The organism is Streptomyces violaceorubidus, from assembly GCF_000717995.1.
GTDB classification, from domain to species: Bacteria; Actinomycetota; Actinomycetes; order Streptomycetales; family Streptomycetaceae; genus Streptomyces; species Streptomyces violaceorubidus.
In genome coordinates, this window is record NZ_JODM01000003.1 from 308,534 (window position 1) to 330,534 (window position 22,001).

Annotated in this window: 15 protein-coding genes; 11 read left to right on the top strand and 4 right to left on the bottom strand. The window is 75.1% G+C overall.

The genetic code is table 11. The annotated features are described in order from the left end of the window. Positions 1-170 precede the first annotated feature (170 nt). The 9 genes from IE94_RS0108010 to IE94_RS0108050 all read left to right on the top strand — a co-directional run bounded on the left by IE94_RS0108010 (position 171) and on the right by IE94_RS0108050 (position 17,845). The gene (locus IE94_RS0108010; protein WP_030180293.1) at positions 171-4,034 is read left to right on the top strand and encodes an FHA domain-containing protein; all 3,864 of its coding nucleotides are present in this window, start codon (positions 171-173) and stop codon (positions 4,032-4,034) included. A 176-nt stretch (positions 4,035-4,210) separates the two neighbouring features. Further along, positions 4,211-5,605, top strand: a complete 1,395-nt coding sequence (locus IE94_RS0108015) for an ABC transporter substrate-binding protein (RefSeq protein ID WP_030180294.1) — start codon at positions 4,211-4,213, stop codon at positions 5,603-5,605. A 4-nt stretch (positions 5,606-5,609) separates the two neighbouring features. Further along, entirely contained in the window at positions 5,610-6,965 is a 1,356-nt protein-coding gene (locus tag IE94_RS0108020) for a carbohydrate ABC transporter permease (RefSeq protein WP_030180297.1), read from the top strand. Positions 6,966-7,118: 153 nt separating this feature from the next. Next, positions 7,119-7,886 (top strand): carbohydrate ABC transporter permease, encoded by a 768-nt coding sequence (locus tag IE94_RS0108025; RefSeq protein ID WP_051777353.1) that lies wholly within the window; start codon positions 7,119-7,121, stop codon positions 7,884-7,886. Positions 7,887-8,050: 164 nt separating this feature from the next. Next, the gene (locus tag IE94_RS0108030) at positions 8,051-10,336 is read left to right on the top strand and encodes a bifunctional glycosyltransferase/CDP-glycerol:glycerophosphate glycerophosphotransferase (RefSeq protein ID WP_030180301.1); all 2,286 of its coding nucleotides are present in this window, start codon (positions 8,051-8,053) and stop codon (positions 10,334-10,336) included. Between the two features lie 74 nt (positions 10,337-10,410). After that, the gene (locus tag IE94_RS0108035) at positions 10,411-12,621 is read left to right on the top strand and encodes a bifunctional glycosyltransferase/CDP-glycerol:glycerophosphate glycerophosphotransferase (RefSeq protein ID WP_030180304.1); all 2,211 of its coding nucleotides are present in this window, start codon (positions 10,411-10,413) and stop codon (positions 12,619-12,621) included. Between the two features lie 7 nt (positions 12,622-12,628). Next, on the top strand, positions 12,629-14,875 hold the full coding sequence (locus IE94_RS0108040; protein ID WP_030180307.1) for a bifunctional glycosyltransferase/CDP-glycerol:glycerophosphate glycerophosphotransferase: 2,247 nt from the start codon (positions 12,629-12,631) through the stop codon (positions 14,873-14,875). After that, positions 14,872-16,188, top strand: coding sequence for a DUF2339 domain-containing protein (locus tag IE94_RS0108045; RefSeq protein WP_030180310.1), 1,317 nt, complete (start codon positions 14,872-14,874; stop codon positions 16,186-16,188). The genes IE94_RS0108040 and IE94_RS0108045 overlap by 4 nt, the downstream gene beginning before the upstream one ends. 103 nt (positions 16,189-16,291) lie before the next feature. Beyond that, positions 16,292-17,845, top strand: a complete 1,554-nt coding sequence (locus tag IE94_RS0108050; RefSeq protein WP_030180312.1) for a hypothetical protein — start codon at positions 16,292-16,294, stop codon at positions 17,843-17,845. Positions 17,846-17,875: 30 nt separating this feature from the next. Here the strand turns inward: IE94_RS0108050 and IE94_RS0108055 are convergent, their stop codons facing one another. After that, complete coding sequence (locus IE94_RS0108055) at positions 17,876-18,289, bottom strand: organic hydroperoxide resistance protein (protein WP_030180314.1); 414 nt, start codon at positions 18,287-18,289, stop codon at positions 17,876-17,878. A 133-nt stretch (positions 18,290-18,422) separates the two neighbouring features. Between IE94_RS0108055 and IE94_RS0108060 the strand changes: the two genes are divergently transcribed. After that, the gene (locus IE94_RS0108060) at positions 18,423-18,893 is read left to right on the top strand and encodes a MarR family winged helix-turn-helix transcriptional regulator (protein WP_051777364.1); all 471 of its coding nucleotides are present in this window, start codon (positions 18,423-18,425) and stop codon (positions 18,891-18,893) included. Positions 18,894-18,968: 75 nt separating this feature from the next. Then, on the top strand, positions 18,969-19,949 hold the full coding sequence (gene galE / locus IE94_RS0108065) for a UDP-glucose 4-epimerase GalE (protein WP_030180320.1): 981 nt from the start codon (positions 18,969-18,971) through the stop codon (positions 19,947-19,949). A 41-nt stretch (positions 19,950-19,990) separates the two neighbouring features. On the opposite strand, the gene IE94_RS0108070 is transcribed toward galE, so the two are convergent. The 3 genes from IE94_RS0108070 to IE94_RS0108080 form a co-directional block, all read right to left on the bottom strand. Continuing rightward, positions 19,991-20,428: a glutaredoxin domain-containing protein gene (locus IE94_RS0108070; protein WP_030180323.1), complete on the bottom strand. Its 438-nt coding sequence runs from the start codon at positions 20,426-20,428 to the stop codon at positions 19,991-19,993. Then, the gene (locus IE94_RS0108075) at positions 20,425-21,036 is read right to left on the bottom strand and encodes a DinB family protein (protein ID WP_030180326.1); all 612 of its coding nucleotides are present in this window, start codon (positions 21,034-21,036) and stop codon (positions 20,425-20,427) included. The genes IE94_RS0108070 and IE94_RS0108075 overlap by 4 nt, the downstream gene beginning before the upstream one ends. Positions 21,037-21,321: 285 nt before the next feature. After that, complete coding sequence (locus IE94_RS0108080) at positions 21,322-21,951, bottom strand: TetR/AcrR family transcriptional regulator (protein ID WP_030180328.1); 630 nt, start codon at positions 21,949-21,951, stop codon at positions 21,322-21,324. Between the last annotated feature and the right edge of the window lie 50 nt (positions 21,952-22,001).

Below are 22,001 nucleotides of genomic sequence, written 5' to 3' on the forward strand. Positions count from 1 at the left end.
AGATCATTTGACGGCGGGCGGCGGGCGCGTTGTCAGCGGCAGGTGCGAGGATGCCTTGCAGTACTGGCCGACGTGCTCGTGTGACGGTGGGGGAAGTCCGCGGTGGGGGACCGCGGTGACGGCTTCTGTCCCGGCGTGCGGGCGCCCGCGCGAAGGGACCGCTGACGGCGATGCAGATCCGGCTGACCGTCGTAGACCCGCTGGGCCCGCATGCTTCGGCTGCCTCGGCCGCTTTGGCGGGGGACCGCTCCGCGCGGTGCGACGTCCTCGTCACCGCACCGGCCGGCACCGCCCTGGCCTCGGTCGCCTCCGCGCTGGCCGCCGCGCTCCCCGGCGAGGGTCCGGGCCCCGGCCAGGTGGTGCTGTACGCCGGTGCGCAGCGCCTCGACGCCCAGCGCAGCACCCTGGGCGAGCCCCCGCTGATCGACGGCGCCGTGCTCTGCCTGGGCGCCCCGGGCGAGCCCGACCCGCACACCGAGCCGGCCGACGTCCCCGCCCAGCTCCACGTGGTCGCGGGCCCCGACGCGGGCGGCGTCCACCTCCTGCACGGGGGGCAGATCCGGCTCGGCCGCTCCGCCGACGCGGATGTCGCGCTGGACGACCCGGACGTCTCCCGGATGCACTGCGCCGTGACCGTCGGCCCCGACGCCCGCGTCTCGGTCGCCGACCTCGGCTCCACCAACGGCACCACCCTGGACGGCGCCCGGGTGGGCGACCGCCCGGTCCGCTTCGCGCCGGGTGCCCTGCTGCGGATCGGCGAGTCGGCCCTGCGGCTCGTGCCGGTGCCGCCGGCGGCCGAGGCCCGGCTGGCCACGACGCCGGACGGGGAGGGCCACGTACGGCTCTCCGGGCCCCCGACGCCCTCGTCGGGCGCCGGGGACGAAGACACGGAGACGACCCACGCGCGCGTGGCCGACGGGGCCGGGGCCCAGGTGCGCGACGCGGACGGCCGCTCCCGCGCGGCGGGCCCGGCCCACGGGACGGACGGCACGCCCCGGCCCCAGGAGCGCGCCCCCCACGCGTACGGCGGCTCGGCGTACGACACGGGCAGGGCACCCACCGGGCCGTCGCAGGCCCCGGGCCGGGGCGCGCAGGTCCCCGGCCAGGGCGGCGCGCCCCGCGTCGAGAGCCACGGCACCGGCCCCACCGCGGGCCTGCCCCACCGGTCCCCCGCCGGGGGCGAGACCCACGGCGGCGCGCGGGGCGCGGGGGCCTGCGCGACCGGCGGCTCCGGCACGGACGGCTACGGCGCCCCGGCCCCACGGACACCCGGCCGGGACGCGTACGGCGCGGGCCCCGCCACGCCGGGCGCGGCCCGTACGGACGCGGGCCCCGCCACGCCGGGCGCGGCCCGTACGGAGGCGGCCGACGCGGGCGCCCCCCGCGGCAGCGGGCCGGGCGCGGGGGCATACGGCGCCCCGGGCCCGGGAGCACCCGGCGGCCGGACCGCGTACGGCGACGGCCCGGCCGGACCGGAGGCGACCGCCCAGGGCACGGCCGACGCGGGTGCCCCCCGCGCGGGCACGTCCGATGCCGCCGTTCCCCCTGCGCGCGCGACCGGTGCGGCGGCCGGCCGGGACGACGGCGTCGGCCCGGACCCCCGCACCGGCCGTGACGGCGCCCCGGGCGCCCGCTCCGGCCGCAAGGGGACTCCCCTGCGCGGTACCGACGTGCCGCAGGAGATGCGCAGGCGCGGTGGCATAGGGGCGTGGGCGCGGCGGCTGACCGGCGGGCGCGCGGGTGCCCCGGCGGCCCCGGTGTCCGGCCCGTACGCGCCCGACGAGGCGGAGCCGCGCGGACCGGCACCGGCGTCCCCGTCCGGCGCCGCGCACGCCCCGGAGACCTGGCCGGACCCCGCGTCGCTGCTGCTGACGGCGCTGGGTCCGGGGCCCCGGCTGTGGGAGCGCGGCCCGGGCCACCCGGAGGCGCTCACCGTGCGGCTCGGTACGGCCGACCGGGTGGCGCCGGGCGGCGCCATCCCGCTGCCCGCCGTGCCGGTGACCGCCGACCTGCGCGAGGTCGGCGCGCTCGGACTCGCGGGCCCGCGCGAGCGGCTCTCCGGGCTGGCCCGTTCGGTGCTGGCGCAGCTCGCCGCGCTGCACTCCGCGGACACCCTGGAGATCGTCCTGATCAGCGCGGACCGATCCCGTCCGCTCGCCGAGCGGACGACCGAGTGGTCCTGGCTGGGCTGGCTGCCGCAGGTGCGCCCCGGACACGGCCAGGACTGCCGCCTGCTGCTCGCCCACGACCGCGAACAGGCCGCGGCCCGCGCCGCCGAACTCCTGCGCCGCCTCGACGACCACCTCGACGACCACCTCGCGGACGGGGCCCCGTCGGGCGCACGCCCCCCGGGCCCGGACCCGGCCGCCACCCCGGGTGCGGTCCGCCCGCAGCCCTCCTGGGCACGGCCCGGCACCGACGCCTCCGGCGGCTTCACCGGGCCGTACACGGTGGTCGTCGTGGACGGGGACCCCGGCGGTGCCGACCTGCGCGAGGCGGTGGCGCGGCTGGCCCTGGAGGGACCGCGGGCCGGTGTCCACGTCGTGTGCCTCGCCGAGACGGCCGCCGCCTCCCCCACCTCCCCGGTGACGCGGACGTACGAGGCGGCCTGCGCGGTGTCGCCGGTGTTCCGGGAGTGCGGTGCCGTCGCGCTGCTCAGCGGCGACGTGGCGACGAGCCTGCGCCTGCTGCGCGTCGCCCGCACGGGCACGAACGCGGCGCCGGGCACCCCGGCCGCCCCCGCCGGTCCGGTCGGTCACGGCACCCTCGGCACGGTGGACGCCGTCTCCCTGCCCTGGGCCGAGCGGTTCGCGCGCGCCCTGGCCCCGCTGCGCACCGACACCGCCGTCGGCGGCGAGCGGCACACGCGCGTGTCCGCACCGCTGCCCCCGGTGGCCCGGCTCCTCGACGAGCTGGGCCTGGCCCGGGCCACCCCCGCCTCCCTGATGGCCCGCTGGGCCGCCGCGGCCGACGACGCGGACTCCCTCGGGGGCCGCGCGCAGGCGGTGCTGGGCGCCGGTCCGCGCGGCCCCGTGCTGGTCGACCTGGCCGCCGAGGGACCGCACCTGCTCGTCGAGGGACCGCCGGGCAGCGGCCGCACAGAGCTGCTGCGGGCGCTCGTCGCCTCGCTCGCCTCCGCCGAACGCCCCGACCGGCTCGGCGTCGTCCTCATGGACGGCCGGGACAGCGTGAGTTCGGGCGACGCCCACGGCGAGGGCCTGCGCGTGTGCACGGACGTGCCGCACGTCACCACCCATCTCACCGCCAACGACCCGGTCCGCATGCGGGAGTTCGCCCAGTCCCTGAGCGCCGAGCTGAAGCGGCGCGCCGAGTTGCTCGGGCGGTCGGACTTCTCCGAGTGGCACACCGGGCGCGAGGTGTCGGGCCGGCTGATCGCCCAGCGCACCCCGACGCCCGCCGGGCCCGCGCCGGTCTCCGACTCGGGGGACGTCGAGTCCCCGCCCAGCTCCACGCTGCGGCTGCGCCCGGCCGCCGCCCGGCGCCGGACGGGTCCCGTCCCGCCGCTTCCCCGCCTCGTCGTGGTCGTCGACGACCTCGACGCGCTCGTCACGCCCCCGCTCGGCTCCCCGGGGCGGCCCGCGGCGGGTTCGGTGATGCGGGCGCTGGAGGCCGTCGCGCGCGAGGGCGAGCGGCTCGGCGTCCACCTGGTGGCCGCCACCGCGCCCGGCGGCCGTACCGACCGCACCGAGCCCGCACTGCGCGCGACCCTGCGGATCACCCTGGACGCGCCGACCCCCGGTCCGGACGAACCGGCGCCCGGGCGCGGGCGGTTGGCCCACCCCGACGGACGCACCACCGCCTTCCAGGGCGGCCGTGTCACGGGCCGCATCCCGCGCACGGCGACCCTGCGCCCCACGGTGGTCCCCCTGGAGTGGCACCGCATGGGCGACCCGCCCACCCGCCGCCCGGTGCGCGAACTGGGCAACGGGCCGACCGACTTGGCCCTCCTGGCCAGCGCGCTGGAGCGGGCGGCCCGGGAGGTCTCGGCGGCGGAGGTCCCCTCCCTCCTGTGACGCCGGGCAGCCCCGAGACTCCCGCACCCGCGCCGGACGCCTGATCACGGTCACGACGCGGTCACGATCCCCCCGTCGACCGCGGACGCGCCCTTGCCGCCCTCACCCCCCTGGCGTACACCAGAGCGCACGGGACAGCGCCGAGCGTTCGACGAGGAACGAAGAACGGGGCAGTGATGCGCACGAGCAGCACCATCCGGACACGCGTAACCGTCAAGAGGACCACCCGGGCAGCCGCCGCCCTCGCCGCGGGAGCACTCGCGCTCTCGCTCACCGCGTGCGGCGGTGACGACGACAAGGGTGACGACAGCGGCGACAAGGGCGGCGGCACCAAGCAGCCGGGCGCCTCCGTCACCCTTCCGAAGCTGGACGGCGAGAGCCTGTCGGTCGCCGCCGTCTGGACCGGCACCGAGCAGAAGAACTTCAAGCAGGTCCTCACCGAGTTCGAGAAGCGCACCGGCGCCAAGGTGACCTTCGTGCCCGCCCAGGACCCGATCATCAACTTCCTCGGCTCGAAGATCGCCGGCGGCGCCCCGCCGGACGTGGCGATGCTCCCCCAGCCCGGCGCGATCAAGCAGGCCGTGGACAAGGGCTGGGCCAAGCCGCTGGGCGCCGAGGCCACCAAGGAGCTCGGCGAGAACTACTCGCAGGGCTGGCAGGACATCGGCAAGGTCGGCGGCAAGCAGTACGGCGTGTACTACAAGGCCGCCAACAAGTCGCTGATCTGGTACAACACGCGGGTCTTCGAGAACGCGGGCGCCGCCGAGCCGAAGACCTGGGACGAGCTGCTCAACACGGCCCGGATGGTCTACGACTCCGGTGTCACCCCGTTCTCCGTGGGCGGCGCGGACGGCTGGACGCTCACCGACTGGTTCGAGAACGTCTACCTCTCGCAGGCGGGCCCGGAGAAGTACGACCGGCTCGCCCAGCACAAGATCAAGTGGACGGACCCGTCCGTGAAGGAGGCACTGACCACCCTCGCGGAGATCTGGGGCAGGAAGGACTTCGTCGCGGGCGGCGCCTCCGGCGCGCTCCAGACGGAGTTCCCGGCCTCGGTGACGCAGACCTTCACCGGCGGCGACCAGCCCAAGGCGGGCATGGTCTACGAGGGCGACTTCGCCCAGGTCAACATCGGCGAGACCAAGGCGAAGGTCGGCACGGACGCGAAGGTGTTCCCGTTCCCGGCCGTGGGCGACACCGCGCCGGTGGTCTCCGGCGGCGACGCGGCCGTGATCCTCAAGGACTCGAAGGCGGCGCAGGCGCTGGCCACCTGGCTGGCCTCGCCGGACGCGGCGGCGATCCAGGCGAAGCTCGGCGGTTTCCTCTCGCCCAACAAGAGCATCGACTCCTCGGTGTATCCGAACGAGGTGCAGAAGAAGATCGCCGACGCGCTGATCGCGGCCGGTGACGACTTCCGCTTCGACATGTCGGACCAGGCCCCGCAGGCCTTCGGCGGCACCCCCGGCAAGGGCGAGTGGAAGACGCTCCAGGACTTCCTGAAGAACCCGAAGGACGTCGCGGGCGCCCAGGCGAAGCTGGAGGCGGACGCGGCCGCCGCCTACGGAGGCTGACGCGATGGCGTCGGCGACGGCGGCGGGAGCCTCGCGGGGCCCCGCCGCGCCCAGGTCACCCAAGCCGCGCAAGAGCGTGACCGGCACCCGCAGGTCCGTGGCGGTGCTGTTCCTGCTGCCCGCCCTGGTCCTGCTCGGCGCGCTCGTGGTCTACCCGATCGGGTACTCGCTGATCCGCAGCTTCTACGACCAGTCCGGCGACTCCTTCGCCGGGTTCGACAACTACGAGACGCTGTTCACCGACGACGGCATCCGCACCGCCCTGAAGAACAACGTCATCTGGGTGGTGTTCGCGCCCACGGTCGCCACCGCGCTCGGTCTGATCTTCGCGGTGCTGACCGAACGCATCCGCTGGGGCACGGCGTTCAAGCTGGTCGTCTTCATGCCGATGGCCATCTCGATGCTCGCGGCCGGCATCATCTTCCGCCTGGTGTACGACCAGGACCCCGACAAGGGCGTCGCGAACGCGGTGTGGGTCGGGGTGCACGACACGTTCGCCGAGTCGTCGGCGTTCCCGAAGGCGCACCCGGGCCGCGACTCGCCGCTGAAAGCCGCCGGCGGGGGCGCGTTCGTCACGAAGCGGCCGGTCACCGCGGGCACCCCGGTCGTGCTGCCGCTCGTGGGCGTGGCCCCCGACCTGATGCCGGACGGCGCGAAGCAGGCCGCGACCGCCGAGCCCGCGGACGGGAAGGTCACCGGCACCACCTGGCAGGACTTCACCCGCGGCAAGGGCGTGGGCAGGCTCGGCGGCGTCGACGCGGCCGAGCTGGGCTACGCCGGGATGAAGATCGAGGCGGTCAAGGACGGCGAGGTGGTCGCGTCCACCACCGCGGCCGGGGACGGCACCTTCACGCTGCCCGCGGCGGCCGACGGGGCGCTGCTCAGGCTGCCGGCCGACAACTTCAAGGAGCCGTACAACGGCCTGAACTGGCTCGGCCCCTCCCTCGTCACCCCGGCGATCATCGGATCGTACGTCTGGATGTGGGCGGGTTTCGCGATGGTGCTGATCGCGGCGGGCCTGGCCGGGATGCCCCGGGAGCTGCTGGAGGCCGCCCGGGTGGACGGCGCCAACGAGTGGCAGGTCTTCAGACGGGTCACGGTGCCGCTGCTCGCACCGGTCCTCGCGGTCGTGGCCGTCACCCTGATGATCAACGTGCTGAAGGTCTTCGACCTGGTCTTCATCATCGCCCCGGGCTCCTCCCAGGACGACGCCAACGTGCTCGCCCTGGAGCTGTACCGCAAGGGCTTCGCCTCGGACCAGCCGGGCGTCGCCAGCGCCATCGCGGTGTTCCTGCTGCTCCTGGTCATCCCGGTGATGTGGTTCAACGTACGGCGACTGCGGCGGGAGGTGCGGCGATGAAGTCGCGTCCGCGCTGGGACGGCTGGGGGTCCGGGGGTCGTCCCCCGGGACGGCGCAGTAACGTGCGGCGGGAGGTGCGGCGATGAAGTCGCGTCCGCGCTGGGACGGCTGGGGGTCCGGGGGTCGTCCCCCGGGACGGCGCAGTAACGCTGGCTGGTGCCGACGATCGGGCTGCTGCTCTCCTCGCTGCGCACCCCCGAGGACATGGCGGCGAACGGCTGGTGGAAGGTCTTCACCGAGCCCTCGCAGCTCACCTTCCAGAGCTACGAGGAGCTGCTGAAGAACGGCGACATCACCTCCTCCCTCCTCAACACCGCGCTGATCACCGTGCCCGCGACCGTCCTGGTCGTGGTCATCGGGGCGCTGGCCGGGTACGCCTTCGCGTGGATGGACTTCCCGGGCCGCGACTGGTGGTTCCTGGCCGTGGTCGGGCTGCTGGTCGTGCCCGTGCAGGTGGCCCTGATCCCGATCGCCGAACTCTTCGGCAAAATCGGCCTGTTCGGGTCGCTGCTCGGCGTGATCCTCTTCCACGTCGGCTTCGGCCTGCCCTTCGCGGTGTTCCTGCTGCGGAACTTCTTCGCGGAGATCCCGCGGGAGCTGCTGGAGGCGGCCCGCCTGGACGGCGCAGGTGAACTGCGGCTGTTCGTGCGGGTGGTGATGCCGCTCGGCGGGCCCGCGATCGCGAGCCTGGGCATCTTCCAGTTCCTGTGGGTGTGGAACGACATGCTGGTCGCGCTGATCTTCTCGGACTCCGGGAACCAGCCGATCACGGTCGCCCTCCAGACCCAGGTGCGGCAGTTCGGCAACAACATCGACGTGCTGGCGCCGGGCGCGTTCATCTCCATGGTGATCCCGCTGGCCGTGTTCTTCGCCTTCCAGCGTCAGTTCGTCTCCGGCGTCATGGCGGGTGCCGTCAAGTAGCCGCCGCGACACCACCCTTGAGGGGCGGGCCGGTTTCCGGTCCGCCCCCTCATCCGTACGGGCACAACGTCCCCCGAATGCCCCGGGGACCGTAACCAACCCGCTCCGCGGGACGTTGCCGGGCCGAACGCCCGCACCGATCCCGCCGACCGATGGATGTCCCCGTGCCCAGGTTCAGTGTCATCGTTCCCGCGTACCAGGTGCAGGCGTACCTGCACGCGTGCCTGGAGTCGGTGCTGGCCCAGTCGTACCCGGACTTCGAGGTCATCGTGGTCGACGACTGCTCCCCGGACGCCTGCGGCGCGATCGCCGACGAGTTCGCGGCCCTCGACCCGCGGGTCCGCGTCGTCCGCCTGCCGCGCAACGAGGGCCTGGGCCCCGCCCGCAACGCCGGGATGGAGCGGGCGGGCGGCGACTACCTGCTCTTCCTCGACGGCGACGACACCCTCACCCCGCACGCGCTGCGGAGCATCGCCGACCGGATCAAGGAGACGGGCGACCCGGACGTCCTGGTCTACGACTACGCGCGCACGTACTGGACCGGCGAGACGGTGCGCAACCAGGCCGCCGCGCACCTCACCGAGCAGGGCCCGGCGCCGTTCCGGCTCGCCGACCGGCCGGGGCTGCTGAAGCTGCTGATGGTGGCCTGGAACAAGGCGGTGCGGCGGGAGTTCGCGGCGCGCGAGGGCCTCGCCTTCCCGCCGGGCTACTACGAGGACACCCCCTGGACCTACCCGCTCCTGATCACCGCCGGGTCGGTCGCCACCCTGGACCGGGTCTGCGTCCACTACCGGCAGCGCCTGCGGGGCAGCATCCTGGGCACGCCGAGCGAGCGGCACCTGGACGTGTTCACCCAGTACGACCGCGTCTTCGCGTTCCTCCAGGCGCGCGGGGAGACGCACCCCCACGCGCGCGAGGAGCTGGCCCGCTGGCGGCCCCTCCTGTACCGCCGCATGGCCGACCACCTGACGACGGTGTACACCCGCCCCGACCGCCTCCCGCGTGCGCTGCGCGCCGAGTTCCTGCGCCGGGCCCGCGTGCACTGCCGCCGCTACCGGGTCCCCGGCGCCCGGGCCCCGCTGCCCGTCCGTCTGCGCCACGCCCTGCTCCGGCTCGGCCTGCGCCGCACCTACGCCGCCCTGCGCCTCGCCTCCGCGCTGCGCCGCCGTACCGGTCGGGGCGCCGCGGGCCTGCTGCGCACCGCCCGGACCGGCGCCCTCCGGCTGCACTACCGCCTCCAGCGCTGCCTGCCGCTCCGCGCCGACCGTGCCCTCTTCGCCGTCGAGGGCCACCGGGAGTACGGCCGCGACCCGGGCGCGCTGGAGGAGGCGTTCCGCCGTCTGGCGCCGCACGTGCGCACCGCGTGGGCCGCCGACCTCGTGCACCACCACACCGTGCCGCCCGGCACGCGCCGCCTGGCCCCGGGCACGGCGGCCCACTGGACCGCCCTGGCCCGCTCCCGCTACCTGGTGAGCGACGCGGCCTTCGGCCCCGGCCTGGTCAGGCGGCGGGGGCAGGTGCTGGTCCAGACGCGGGCCGGGACCCCCCTCAAGCACATGGGCCTGGACCTCCAGGAGCGCCCGGCCGCCGCGCGCGGCACCGACTTCGCCCGGCTGCTGCGCGAGGCCGGTTCCTGGGACTACGTGGTCTGCGCCAACCGCCACTCCACCCTGACCTGGGAGCGCGTGCACCCCGGCGACTGGGCCGCCCTGGAGTGCGGGCAGCCGCGCACCGACGTCCTCCAGCGGGCGACGGCGGCGGACGTGGCGCGGCTGCGCGAGACCCTCGGCATCCCCGAGGGCACGGTCGCGATCCTGTACGCGCCCACCCACCGCGACTACCGGCGCACCCAGCGCGCCGCCCTGGACCTGGAACGCGTCGTGCGCCGGCTCGGACCGCGCTTCATGGTGCTGGCCCGCGCCCACCCCCGGCACGGCGGCCCGCTCACCGCCTCCGCCGGCCGGGTGCTGGACGTCAGCGGCCACCCGCACGTGGAGTCGCTGTGCCTGGCCTCGGACGCCCTGGTCACCGACTACTCGTCCCTGATGGTCGACTACGCGGGCCTGGACCGCCCGATCGTGATCCACGCCCATGAGCCGGAGGCGTACGAGGCGGCCCGCGGCACCTACGTCGACCTGCGCTCCTTCCCACCGGGCGCGATCGCGCGGGACGAGGACGAGCTGATCGGCCTGTTCGCGAGCGGCGAGTGGCACGGCGCCCGGTCGGCACGGCTGCGGGCCGCCTTCCGCGAGCGGTTCTGCCCCTACGACGACGGCCGCGCCGCCGAGCGCGTGGTGCGCAGGGTCGTCCTGGGCGAGAGCGATCTGCCGCCGGTCGTCCCCCTCGCCGAGCGCCGCCCCGCGCCCTCGGCCGCGGCCGTCCTCGCCCGCACCCCGCTGGCCACGGTGCCGCAACCCGCGGGGCCCCGCACCGTCACCGACAGCCTCTGACCACCGTTTGCCTACGGGGAGTTCCCCCCTGGTACCAGGACGAGTCGGACCAGGACCACGAGAGAAAGAGCAGTATGCCCCGCTTCAGCATCATCGTCCCGTCCCATGGGGTCGCGGGGCGGCTCTCCCAGGCACTGGACTCGGTCCTCGGCCAGTCCTTCGGCGACTTCGAGCTGATCCCGGTCTGCGACGGCCCCGACAGCCCCGCGGCGGACGTCGCCGGGGAGCACGCCGAGCGGGACACCCGGGTCACGCCCGTGCACTCGCCGCCGTCGGCCGGTCTGGCCGGGGCGCGCAACGCCGGCATGCGGGCGGCGACCGGCGCGTACCTGCTGTTCCTCGACGGCGACGACATCCTGGTCCCCGGGGCGCTGGCGGCCCTCGACGCGCGGCTGGCGGACACCGGCGGCGTCGACGTCCTGTACGTCGAGTACGAGCGCGTGCCCTGGTGGGAGGGCGAGACCACCAACCCGGCCGCGCCACTGCTGGCGAAGGCCCCGGACGGCGCCTTCGCCCCCGACCGCGCCCCGCTGCTGAGCGGCGTACACCTGCCCGCGTGGAGCGCGGTCCACCGCCGTACCTTCCTGGCCGAGCGAGGGCTGGACTTCCCCGCCGGGCACTACACGGACCTCGGCTTCGGCGCCCGCGTCGCGGCGCGCGCCGAGCGCGTGGCGGTGCTGCGCGAGGTGGTCGTACGCCACCGGGTGCGGCGCCAGGGCAACCGGCTGAACCTGCCCGGCGAGCACCACGCGGACCTGCTCGACCAGGCCGAACTGGCGCTCACCCACGCCGCCGAGCTGGGCCTGCCGCCCGAGCGGCGCGGACCCCTGTTCGAGCAGCTCTTCGCGGCGGTCCTGAAGACGGCGACCCACCCCCGGCGCCTGTCCGGGCGGGCGCGCCGCGCCTTCTACCGCCGGGCGAGCCGCCTGTACCGGCGTCACCGCCCCGCGGGCTTCAGGCCGCCGGGCGGACGGCTCGGCGTGCAGCACCGGATGCTGGCGTCGGGCTCGTACACCGGCTTCCGCGCGCTGCGCGCCGCCAACCGGGCGGCGACCGGCCTGCTGCGCCGCCTGCCGTGGCCGCGCGGGCTGCGCACCCGGCTGCGCTACCGCCGCCACCTGCGCCGTCCGCTGGACCCGAACCTCGTCGTGTACTGCGCCTACTGGGGCCGCGGCTACGCCTGCAACCCGGCCGCGATCCACCGCGCGGCCCGGGAACTGGCCCCGCATCTCAGGTCGGTGTTCCTGGTCGAGCCGGACCAGGCGCACACGGTGCCGGAGGGGGTCGAGCACGCCGTCATCGGCAGCCACCGGTACTGGGAGGTGCTGGCCCGCGCCAGGTTCCTGGTGAACAACGCCAACTTCGCCGAGGGCGTCGTCAAGCGCCCCGGCAGCGTGCACCTGCAGACGCAGCACGGCACGCCGCTGAAGACGATGGGCGTGGACCAGTCGACGTACCCGGTGGTGGCGGCGGCCACCGGCAGCTTCACCAAGCTCCTCGCCCGCGTGGACCGCTGGGACTTCAACCTGTCCGCCAACCGGCACTCCACCCAGATGTGGGAGCGCGCCTTCCCGGGCGCCTACGAGCACCTGGAGTACGGCTACCCGCGCAACGACGTCTACTGCACGGCGAGCGCCGAGGACGTGGCCCGCGTCCGGCGGGAACTGGGCGTCCCGGAGGGGAGCACGGCCGTCCTGTACGCGCCGACGCACCGGGACTGGGAGTCCGGCTTCGGCGCGGGCGGCCTGGACCTGGAGGCCTTCTGCGAGGCGGCCGGCGAGGACGTCGTGGTGCTGCTGCGGGCCCACTACTTCTACGACCGGGGCGGGAGCCGGGAGCGGACCGGCCGGGTCATCGACGTGACCGCGCACCGCTCCTCCGAGGACGTGTGCCTGGCCGCGGACGCGCTGGTCACCGACTACTCGTCCATCATGTTCGACTACGCCAACCTGGACCGCCCGATCGTCGTGTACGCCGAGGACTGGGACGTCTACCGGGAGACCCGCGGCGTGTACTTCGACCTCATGGCGGCCCCGCCCGGACCGGTGGCGCGCACCCCGGAGGAGCTGGCCCGCGTCTTCGCCGACGGCACCTACGCGGGCCCGGAGTCGACGGCGCTGCGGGCGGCCTTCCGGGAGCGGTTCTGCGAGTTCGACGACGGCCGGGCCGCCGAGCGCGTCGTGCGCCGGGTGCTGCTCGGCGAGCCGCCCGAGGCGCTGCCGCCCGTGATCCCGCTCGCGGAGCGCGTCCCGGCCCCCGCCGCCGCCACCCTCGTAAGGAGCTGACCCCGCCGTGCCCCGCTTCAGCGTCATCGTCCCCTGCTTCAAGGTGCAGGGTTTCCTGCGCGAGTGCCTCGACTCGGTCCTGGACCAGTCCTTCCGGGACATCGAGGTGATCGCCGTCGACGACTGCTCCCCGGACGGCTCGGGGGCGATCCTGGACGAGTACGCGGCCCGCGACGACCGGGTGCGCGTGCTGCACCTGGAGGAGAACGCCGGCCTCGGCCGGGCCCGCAACGCCGGGCTGCCGCACGCCACCGGCGACTACCTCTTCTTCCTCGACAGCGACGACACCCTCACCCCGGGCGCCCTGCGCGCCATGGCCGACCGGCTGGAGGAGACGGGCGGCCCCGACGGCCCGGACGTGCTGGTCTTCGACTACGCGCGCACCTACTGGTGGGGCGGCACCCGGCGCAACGTCCTGGCCCGGGTGCTCTCGGAGGCGGGCGAGGACACGTTCACCGCGGCCGAACGCCCCGAGATCCTCGACCTGCTGATGGTGGTGTGGAACAAGGTCTACCGGCGCGACTTCGTCGAACGGGAGGGCTTCACCTTCCCGCCCGGCTACTACGAGGACACGCCCTGGACCTTCCCGGTCATGTTCAGCGCGGAGCGGATCGCGACGCTGGACCGGATCTGCCTGAACTACCGCCAGCGGCGCCAGGGCAACATCCTGTCCACCACCAGCCGCAAGCACTTCGACGTCCACGCGCAGTACGAGCGCGTCTTCGCCTTCCTCGACGCCCGGCCGGAGCTGGCGGCCCGGTGGCGGCCGTTCCTGCACGCCAAGATGGGCGAGCACTGCCTGGACATCCTGTCCAAGCCGGACCGGCTGCCGCCGTCCGACCGGGCCGAGTTCTTCCACCGCACCGCCGAGATGTTCCGCGCGTACCGGCCGCGGGACGCGGCGGTCCCGGCGGAACTGCGGGTGCTGGAGGGGCCCTACGCCGCCTACCTATTGCGCCGGCAGTCCGGCCGTGCGGCGCGGGAGCTGGAGCGACGGACCCGGCAGGCGCGCGCCACGGCCGCCGGGCGGGCCCGTCGGGCCGCCACCGCCCTGCTCCCCCGCCGGCCCCTCGACCCCGACCTCGTCGTGTACTCGGCCTTCTCCCACCGGGGTGTGCTCGGCGACCCCGCCGCGATCCACCGCGCGGCCCGCGAACTCGCGCCGCACCTGCGCGGGGTGTGGGTGGTGCGGGACGAGGAGTGCGCGGCGGACCCCGCGCTGCTGCCGCCGGGCACCGAGCACGTGGTCCTGGGCAGTGCCGCCTACCGCCGGGTGACCGAGCGGGCGGCGTTCTTCGTCAACAACGTCAACTGGCCCGGCGCGGTGGACAAGCGGGCGGGCAGCGTCCACATCCACACCCATCAGGGCACCCCGCTCAAGTACATGGGCGTCGACCTGCTGGGCAGGCCGGGCGCCCGGCACGGTCTGGACGTGCCGCAGATGCTGCGCCGGGCCGACCGCTGGGACCACAGCCTGGTCGCGGGCCGGTACGCGGAGCGGATCTGGGAGCGGGCCTACCCCTGCCACTTCACGTCCGCGCGCACCGGCAGCCCGCGCAACGACGTCCTGGTCGGCGCCGGTGCCGAGGAGGGCCGGAGGGTCCGCGAGCGGCTCGGCGTCCCCGAGGGCCACACCGTCGTGCTGTACGCGCCGACCCGCCGCGAGTACCGGCGCGGCGGGCTCGTCGAGCGCCTCGACGTGGCCCGGCTCGCCGCCGACCTCGGCGAGGGCCACACGCTGGTGGTGCGCCTGCACCCGTCCCTCGCCACCGGTCCGGCGCGGGGCCTGGGCCTCGCGGAGCTGCACCGGCGGGGCGTGGTGGTCGACGCGACGGACGAGCCGCACGTGGAGGACCTGATGCTCGCCTCCGACCTGCTGATCACCGACTACTCGGCCCTGATGTTCGACTACGCCCTCCTGGACCGGCCGATCGTGATCCACGCCGACGACTGGGGCCCCTACACGGCGACCCGCGGCACGTACTTCGACATCACCGAGGAGGCGCCCGGGCACGTCTCGCGCTCCTACCGGGAGCTGGCGTGGCTGCTGGCCTCCGGGGCGTGGCGGGACGAGGAGGCGGCGCGGCTGCGGGCGTCCTTCCGGGCCCGGTACTGCGAGTACGAGGACGGGAGGGCGGCCGAGCGGGTGGTGCGGACGCTGCTGCTGGGCGAGCCGATGCCGGCGCCGGAGCCCTCCGGCGTCCCCGGCGCCCGCGCCGTCCCGTCCGGACGCGACCTGCTGCCCTCCACATGAGACCCCGCGGTCCGGTGAGCCGCCGGGTACGGGGAGTGCTGCTCCTGGCCGCCGTGTTCGCCGCCCTCCAGCTGGCGAACGTCACCGGCCGGGACACCCCCGACACCAGGAACTACCTGTCGTACGCCATGAGTCTGACCGGGGAGAGCAAGCGCGGGGCGGCGACGGCCACCATCGACTACGTGTGCGCGTCCCGGGCGGAGCGGGCCCGCCGGGACCAGAGCGTGCACGTGGTCCGCTTCCACCGCCCCGACCCCGCCGACGAGGTGCTGGCGGAGTGCCGGAAGCAGGAGTGGGCGGCGGTGCGGCCGCGGCTGGCGGCCGGGCAGACCGGCGGGCACACGGTGCCGTACATGTCGGAGCGCTTCATGGCGATCTTCGAGGCGCGGCCGGGCTATCCGGCGTTCCTGGTGCCGTTCGTGCTGGCCTTCGGGGTGACGTGGGGCCTGTGGGCGGCGGGGGTCGTGATCGCGGGCGCGGGCGGCGTCCTGGTCTTCCTGATCCTGCGGACCCTGTCGGTCCCGGTGCCGCTCGCGCTGGCCGGGCAGGCGCTGTACTACGTACTGCCGTGCGGGACGACCGCGATGCGGCCGATGACCGAGGGCCTGCTGATGGCGCTGACGCTGGCCGCGGTGTGGGGCTGCGCGCTGGTGCTGCGGGCGGGCCGGCGGCGGGCCGGGCTCGCGCTGGTCGCCGCCTCGCTGTCGGCCCTGTTCACGGTCAAGCACTCCCAGGCGCTGTTCCTCGGCCTGTGCCTGGCGGCGGCCGGTGCGGTGATCGCCCTGCGCCGGCACCGGCGGCTGCGGCGGCACGGAAGCGGCCCGCCACCCCGGGAGGTGCTGGCGCTCGCGGCCGTGGGGCTGGCCGGTGCGGCCGCGACGCTGGTGCTGGCGCGGCTGCTGCACTACCCGTCCGAGGCGGACAGCCTCCAGGATCTGCTCACCGACCACTTCGCCCGACCCGACCGCGCGCGTCCGTGGCCGGAGTTCTGGCAGTTGCAGGGCAACTTCTGGGTGGAGTGGCTGCGCAGGCAGGCGTGGCAGCCGCTGTTCGCGGCGGCGCTGGCCGCCGGGGCGTGGGGCGCCGTGCGGCGCGGGGGCGCGGTCGGCGGTTTCCTGGTCGCGGCGGCGTGCACCGGGATCCTCACCCAGGCGGGGCACCCCGACATCAACATCTGGGGCGAGCGGCTGATCGTCCTGGCGTGGCTGCTGCCGGTGGTGGGGGTGCCGCTGCTGCTGGAGCCGGTGGTGCGGGGCGGCCGGGTGCCGCTGCCCGTGCAGGGCCGACCGGACCGGGCGGGCGCGGTCGGCTGAGCGTCCGCCACCCGGGTGACTTGGGCCGTTGAGGGATTGACGGGGGCGACCCCGCCGGGAACATACGCCAAATGTCTCGAATGCCCCACACTCCCGCCGTGTCGTGAGCGCCGACGTCCTCGTCCGGCGGCCGGTGCGCGGCGCGACGGCGCTGCGCGGCGGACGCATCTGGCGCCCATCCCCGTACCAGGCCGCCGGTTTCCTCTTCTTCCTCGTGATGGCGCTGGCGTACTGGGCGGTGCCGCTGTGCTGCGACGCCGGCCAGCACGCGGCCGTCGTCGAGCGCCTGAAGGAGAACCTCCTCCATCCCCGGCACCCGATGGCCGATCTGCCGGGCGCGGGCAGCGCGTACTACTCGCCGTACGCGGTGGCACAGGGTGCGTTCGCCCGGCTGACGGGGCTGGGCGGCTGGGAGGTGGTGCGGCTCGCCGGGCCGCTGAACCTGCTGGTGCTGCTGACCGGCCTCGGCCGCTTCGTGCGGGTGCTGACCCCGCGGCCGTGGGCGCCGGTGCTGGCGCTGGGCGCGATGACGCTGCTGTGGGGCACCGAGCGGGCGTGGTGGAGCGGCTACCTCGGGCTGATGTCGATGACGGGCAACCTGGGCTACCCGTCGGCCTTCGCGATCGGGCTCACCTTCTGGGCCTGGGCGCTGACCGGCGCACGGGCGCGGGACCGGCGCCGGGTGCGGTACGTGGGGCCGAGCGGACTGCGCGGCCTGCCCGGTTACGCGGGGCTCGGCGCCCTGTACGGCCTGATCCTCCTCGTCCACCCGATCACCTCGGTGGCGGCGGCGCTCGGCGCGGTGGCGCTGGTCGCCGGGTGGCAGCGGGGATGGCGCGGGCCGGTCGTGGGGCGGTGGGCGCTGACCGGCGCCGTGGCGGCGGGGGTGGCGGCCGGCTGGCCGTACTTCGACGTGTTCGCGCTGGCCGGCGACGACAGCGTGGACGCGATGCACCGGGTGCTGTACCTCCACCTGCCCGGGGAGTTCTGGCTGGCCCTGCTCGGTCTGCCGGCCCTGTGGGCGCGCGGACGCCGCTCGCCGCGGGATCCGCTGGTGCTGATGTTCGCGCTGGACTGCGCGGTGGTGGCGTACGGCTGGGTGAGCGGCCACTACACCTACGGCCGGATCCTCGGGCTCACACTGGTGCCCCCGCAGTTCGCCCTGGCGGTGGAGCTGGCGGCGCCCCGGCCCTGGGAGCGGCGGCGGGCGGTGCTCGGCTGGGCCGCGACGGCCGGCGCCCTGCTGGGGTTCCTCACGGTCCATGCGGGGGCGGTGGTGCCGCGCGCGCTGGACCCGGTGGGTTTCGAGCAGCCGCCCCGGTGGCCGGCGTACACGTGGGCGGCCCGGCACATCGGCCCCGGCGAGGTCGTGATCACCGACGGCTACTACGCCGGGCACTCCCTCGCCGGGTACGGGCCGAACCTCGCGGCGCCCGCCTGGCCGGACCCGGCGCTGGACGAGCGGGAGCGCGGGCGGCGGGTGGCCGACGTCGAGGCGTACCTCGCGCCGGACTCCACCCGCGCCGAGCGCGCCGCCGTCGTCCGCCGCTACCACGTCCGCTGGCTGCTGCTGACCCGCTGGCACCCGGTGCCCGAGGAGGCGGTGGTGGTCGCGTGGAGCGAACGGACGGGTGAGGTGCTGGCGCGGGTGGGGTGACCGCCCAGACCGCGGTGACCCTGCCGGGGACTACTCGATGACGAGCTCGACCGGGATGTTGCCGCGGGTGGCGTTGGAGTAGGGGCAGACCTGGTGGGCCTGCTCGACCAGCTTGCGGCCGGTCTCCTCGTCGACGCCCTCGGGCAGCTCGATGCGGAGGGTGACGGCGAGCGCGAAGCCCTCGCCCTGCTTGCCGATGCCGACCTCGGCGGTCACCGCGGCGTCGCTGACGTCGACCTTCGCCGCCCGGCCCGCCAGACCGAGGGCGCTGCCGAAGCAGGCGGCGTACCCGGCGGCGAACAGCTGCTCGGGGTTGGTCCCCTCGCCGTTGCCGCCCATCTCGACGGGGAATCCGAGGGCGAGGTCGAGCTTGCCGTCGGAGGTGACGGCGCGGCCGTCGCGGCCGTGGGTGGCGGTGGCGGCGGCGGTGTAGAGCGCGTCCATGGGAGAAACCGTCCCTTTCAGGAGGAGGCCTGGGTGCCTGACAGCCACCAGTAGAGCACGCAACCGAGCCGGACGCAACTTAATTGCGCACAACTAAATTGTGAACAAGTACGAGTCCGCTACCCTGGAGCGCATGACCACGCCCGCCACCGACTGGCTCCGCCTGGACCAGCAGATCTGCTTCTCCCTGAACGCCGCGTCGCGCGCCTTCGGCGGCGTCTACCGCGTCGTCCTCAAGGACCTGGGGCTCACCTACCCGCAGTACCTGGTCATGATGGTGCTGTGGGAGCACGGCGAGCTGCCGGTGAAGAAGCTCGGCGAGCACCTCCGGCTCGACTCCGGCACCCTGTCCCCCCTACTCAAGCGGCTGGAGGCGGCCGGTCTGGTGCGGCGCGAGCGCAGCGCGCGCGACGAGCGGTCGGTCCAGGTGCGGCTGACCGGGGAGGGCTCGGCGCTGCGCGAGCGGGCCGTCGAGGTGCCGCGCCGGATCTCCGCGGCGACCGGCCTGGACCTCGCCGAAATCCAGGACCTGCGTGCCCGCCTCGACCGGCTCACGGCGGCACTGGACGCGTACGGCACCGATCCGGCCCCCGAACCGTCCTGAGGGGTGCGGGCGCCCGCGGGCGCCGGGATGACGGATCATGGCTAGCAAGGACCACTGAACGAAGGGGACGGCCGAATGACCTGGCTGATCACCGGCGGCGCCGGATACATCGGGGCGCACGTCGTACGGGCGATGACCGAAGCGGGCGAGAAGGCCGTGGTCTACGACGACCTGTCGACGGGGATCGCCGAGCGCGTGCCCGACGGTGTCCCCCTGGTGGTGGGCTCGGTCCTGGACGGGGAGCGCGTGGCCCGTGCCCTGGCCGACCACTCGGTCACCGGCGTGGTGCACCTGGCCGCCAAGAAGCAGGTCGGCGAGTCGGTGGACCTGCCCCTGCACTACTACCGGGAGAACGTCGAGGGTCTGCGCGTCCTGCTGGACGCGGTCACGAAGGCCGAGGTCCCGTCCTTCGTCTTCTCCTCCTCCGCCGCCGTGTACGGCATGCCCGACGTCGACCTCGTGACCGAGGAGACGCCCTGCGTGCCGATGTCGCCGTACGGCGAGACCAAGCTGGCCGGCGAGTGGCTGGTCCGGGCCACCGGCAAGGCGGCGGGGCTGGCCACGGCGTGCCTGCGGTACTTCAACGTGGCGGGCGCGGCGAGCCCGGAGCTGGCCGACACCGGCGTCTACAACCTCGTCCCCATGGTCTTCGAGAAGCTGACGGAGTCCGCGGCCCCCCGGATCTTCGGCGACGACTACGCGACGCCGGACGGCACCTGCGTGCGCGACTACATCCACGTCGTCGACCTGGCCGAGGCGCACGTGGCGGCGGCCCGCGCCCTGCGGTCTTCGCCGGGCCGTGCCCTCACCCTCAACATCGGCCGCGGCGAGGGCGTCTCCGTCCGCGAGATGATCGACCGCATCAACGCCCTCACCGGCTACGACCAGCCCCCGACGGTCACGCCCCGCCGCCCCGGCGACCCGGCCCGCGTCGTCGCCTCCGCCGACCGCGCCGCCGTCGAGCTGGACTGGAAGGCCAAGTGCGACGTCGAGGACATGATCACCTCGGCCTGGGCGGGCTGGGTACGGCTCCACCCGGAGGCGGCCCGGGACTGACGCCCGGGACGCGGGACGCCGGGGCCGGGGCCGGGGCCGGGTCAGCGGGACGAGGAGACCTGCGCACGCACCCACGCCGGGTCCGGATTGGTGTACGTGCGGCCCGCCACGAGCAGCGTGGGCACGGTCTCGTTGCCGTCGTTGGCCCCCCGCACCACCTCCGCCCCGGCCTCGTCGCGCCAGATGTCGACCCAGTGCAACCGCCGCGCCTTCCGGCCCAGCCGGATGCGCAGCCGCAGGCAGTAGACACACCCCGGCCGCCAGAAGACGACCGGCCGGCCGTCGGCGGCGCCGGCCCGCAGTGCCTGAGGCGCACCGACCGACCGGGGGAACACCAGCGGCGAGACCAGCCACGCCAGCAGCACGAACAGGAGCGACAGCGCGGCACCCGTCCCCGGGCGCCCCTGGGCGAACGGCCCGCTCGCGGCCCCCGCTCCGGCGATCAGCAGCAGCACCGGGCCCGTCCACGCCCGCCTCATCGGGTCCGGCCCGGCGTCGCCCGGCGCTCGGCCTCCCGGGCCGCGTCCTCGATCCGGTCCCGGTACGCAGCCCACCACGCGGCGTCCCCCGCCGGCACACTGGAGTTGTCCTCGCGCATCCCCACGGCACCGTCCGTCAGCTCCCGGACGATGTCGGCGTGACCGGCGTGCCGCTGGGCGTCCGCGATCACCCGGATCACGGCATGGTGCAGCGTCACCTCGTCCTTGCCCTCCGGCCACCAGGGCACCTTGCCGACCGTGTCCAGCGCCAGCGCGTCGATCGTCGCGTCCGCGTGGGCCCACGCCCGGCGGTACACCCCCACGACGAACTCGCGTGACTCGTCGGCGGTGGCCCACATGTCCGCGTCGGCGTCGGCACCGTCCTCCATCCAGGGCAGCGCTTTGGGGGACGGCCGCCCGAACACCTCGCCGAGGTAGCCCAGTTCCACGGTGGCGGAGTGCTTCACCAGCCCGAGCAGGTTGGTACCGGTCGGCGTCGCCGGGCGCCGTATGTCGTACTCCGAGAGCCCTTCGAGTTTCCAGAGCAGGGCGTCGCGGGCCGACTGGAGGTAGAAGCGGAGATTGGCCTTGGGGTCTGTGGAGATCATCGGACCAGTGTGCCCCTCGCCCGGCGGTCACAGGGACGAGTCCGGCCGCCGTCTCCTTGAAGCCGCACGCCTCGAAGGAGAACGGGCGCAGGTGCTCCTCGGAGTCGACGTGGAGCCACTCACGGCCTGCCGCCCGCGCCCGCTCGGCGGCGAGCCCGACCAGCCGGGCGCCCATCCCGCGGGACCGGCGGTGCCGGGGGTCCTCGGCGAGCGGCGCGCCGAGGCCCGCCCAGTCCCGGGCCCGCGTGCGGACCCCGGCAGGGGCCACCGACAGCGGCCCCCGGCTCAGAGCGCCTTCAGGCCCTGAGCGGTCGCCCGGGCCAGCGATCCCAGGTAGCCCTTCGGCAGCTTCGGGCTGCGGATGACCACCGATCGCCAGTACAGCGGGCCCGAGATGAGGTCGAGGGCCAGGTCGGTGTCGAGCGCCGGGTCCAGCTCACCGCGTTCGGCCGCCGCCGCGAGGATCCTGCTGGCCACGCCGTCCTGGCCCTCGCGCAGGGTCTTCTGGAGCGCCTCGGCGATGTCGGGGTTGCGGGCCGCCTCCGCCTGGAGGTCGGGGATGATCTGCGAGGCCACGGGGTGGCGCAGGGCGCGGGAGGTCACCTCGTACAGCAGCCGCAGGTCGCCCTCCAGGGAGCCGGTGTCCGGCGCGGGCAGGCCCTGTACGGCGAGGGCGGAGACGACGTCGAGCACCAGGTGCAGCTTGGAGCGCCAGCGCCGGTAGACGGCGGTCTTGCCGACGCCCGCGCGGCGCGCGATGCCCTCGATGGACATCCGGGCGTAGCCGACCGCCGCCAGTTCCCCGAAGACCGCCGCCCGGATGGCCTCCGTCACGTCCTCGCGCAGCACCGCCGCCCCCGCGGGGGCCCGGCGGCGCGGGCGCGGTGGCTCGTCGGCGGCGGCGTTGGTCGTCATGCGGGTCAAGCATAGGGCGTCACGACGAAACGGTTGCGTTCCGGCGTTGC

What these genes read in the sequence shown, in the direction of transcription:
- IE94_RS0108010 (WP_030180293.1), top strand. Translation starts at nt 171, where the DNA reads ATGCAGATCCGGCTGACCGTCGTAGACCCGCTGGGCCCGCATGCTTCG.
- IE94_RS0108015 (WP_030180294.1), top strand. Translation starts at nt 4,211, where the DNA reads ATGCGCACGAGCAGCACCATCCGGACACGCGTAACCGTCAAGAGGACC.
- IE94_RS0108020 (WP_030180297.1), top strand. Translation starts at nt 5,610, where the DNA reads ATGGCGTCGGCGACGGCGGCGGGAGCCTCGCGGGGCCCCGCCGCGCCC.
- IE94_RS0108035 (WP_030180304.1), top strand. Translation starts at nt 10,411, where the DNA reads ATGCCCCGCTTCAGCATCATCGTCCCGTCCCATGGGGTCGCGGGGCGG.
- IE94_RS0108045 (WP_030180310.1), top strand. Translation starts at nt 14,872, where the DNA reads ATGAGACCCCGCGGTCCGGTGAGCCGCCGGGTACGGGGAGTGCTGCTC.
- IE94_RS0108055 (WP_030180314.1), bottom strand. Translation starts at nt 18,289, where the DNA reads ATGGACGCGCTCTACACCGCCGCCGCCACCGCCACCCACGGCCGCGAC.
- IE94_RS0108060 (WP_051777364.1), top strand. Translation starts at nt 18,423, where the DNA reads ATGACCACGCCCGCCACCGACTGGCTCCGCCTGGACCAGCAGATCTGC.
- galE (WP_030180320.1), top strand. Translation starts at nt 18,969, where the DNA reads ATGACCTGGCTGATCACCGGCGGCGCCGGATACATCGGGGCGCACGTC.
- IE94_RS0108070 (WP_030180323.1), bottom strand. Translation starts at nt 20,428, where the DNA reads ATGAGGCGGGCGTGGACGGGCCCGGTGCTGCTGCTGATCGCCGGAGCG.
- IE94_RS0108075 (WP_030180326.1), bottom strand. Translation starts at nt 21,036, where the DNA reads ATGATCTCCACAGACCCCAAGGCCAATCTCCGCTTCTACCTCCAGTCG.
- IE94_RS0108080 (WP_030180328.1), bottom strand. Translation starts at nt 21,951, where the DNA reads ATGACGACCAACGCCGCCGCCGACGAGCCACCGCGCCCGCGCCGCCGG.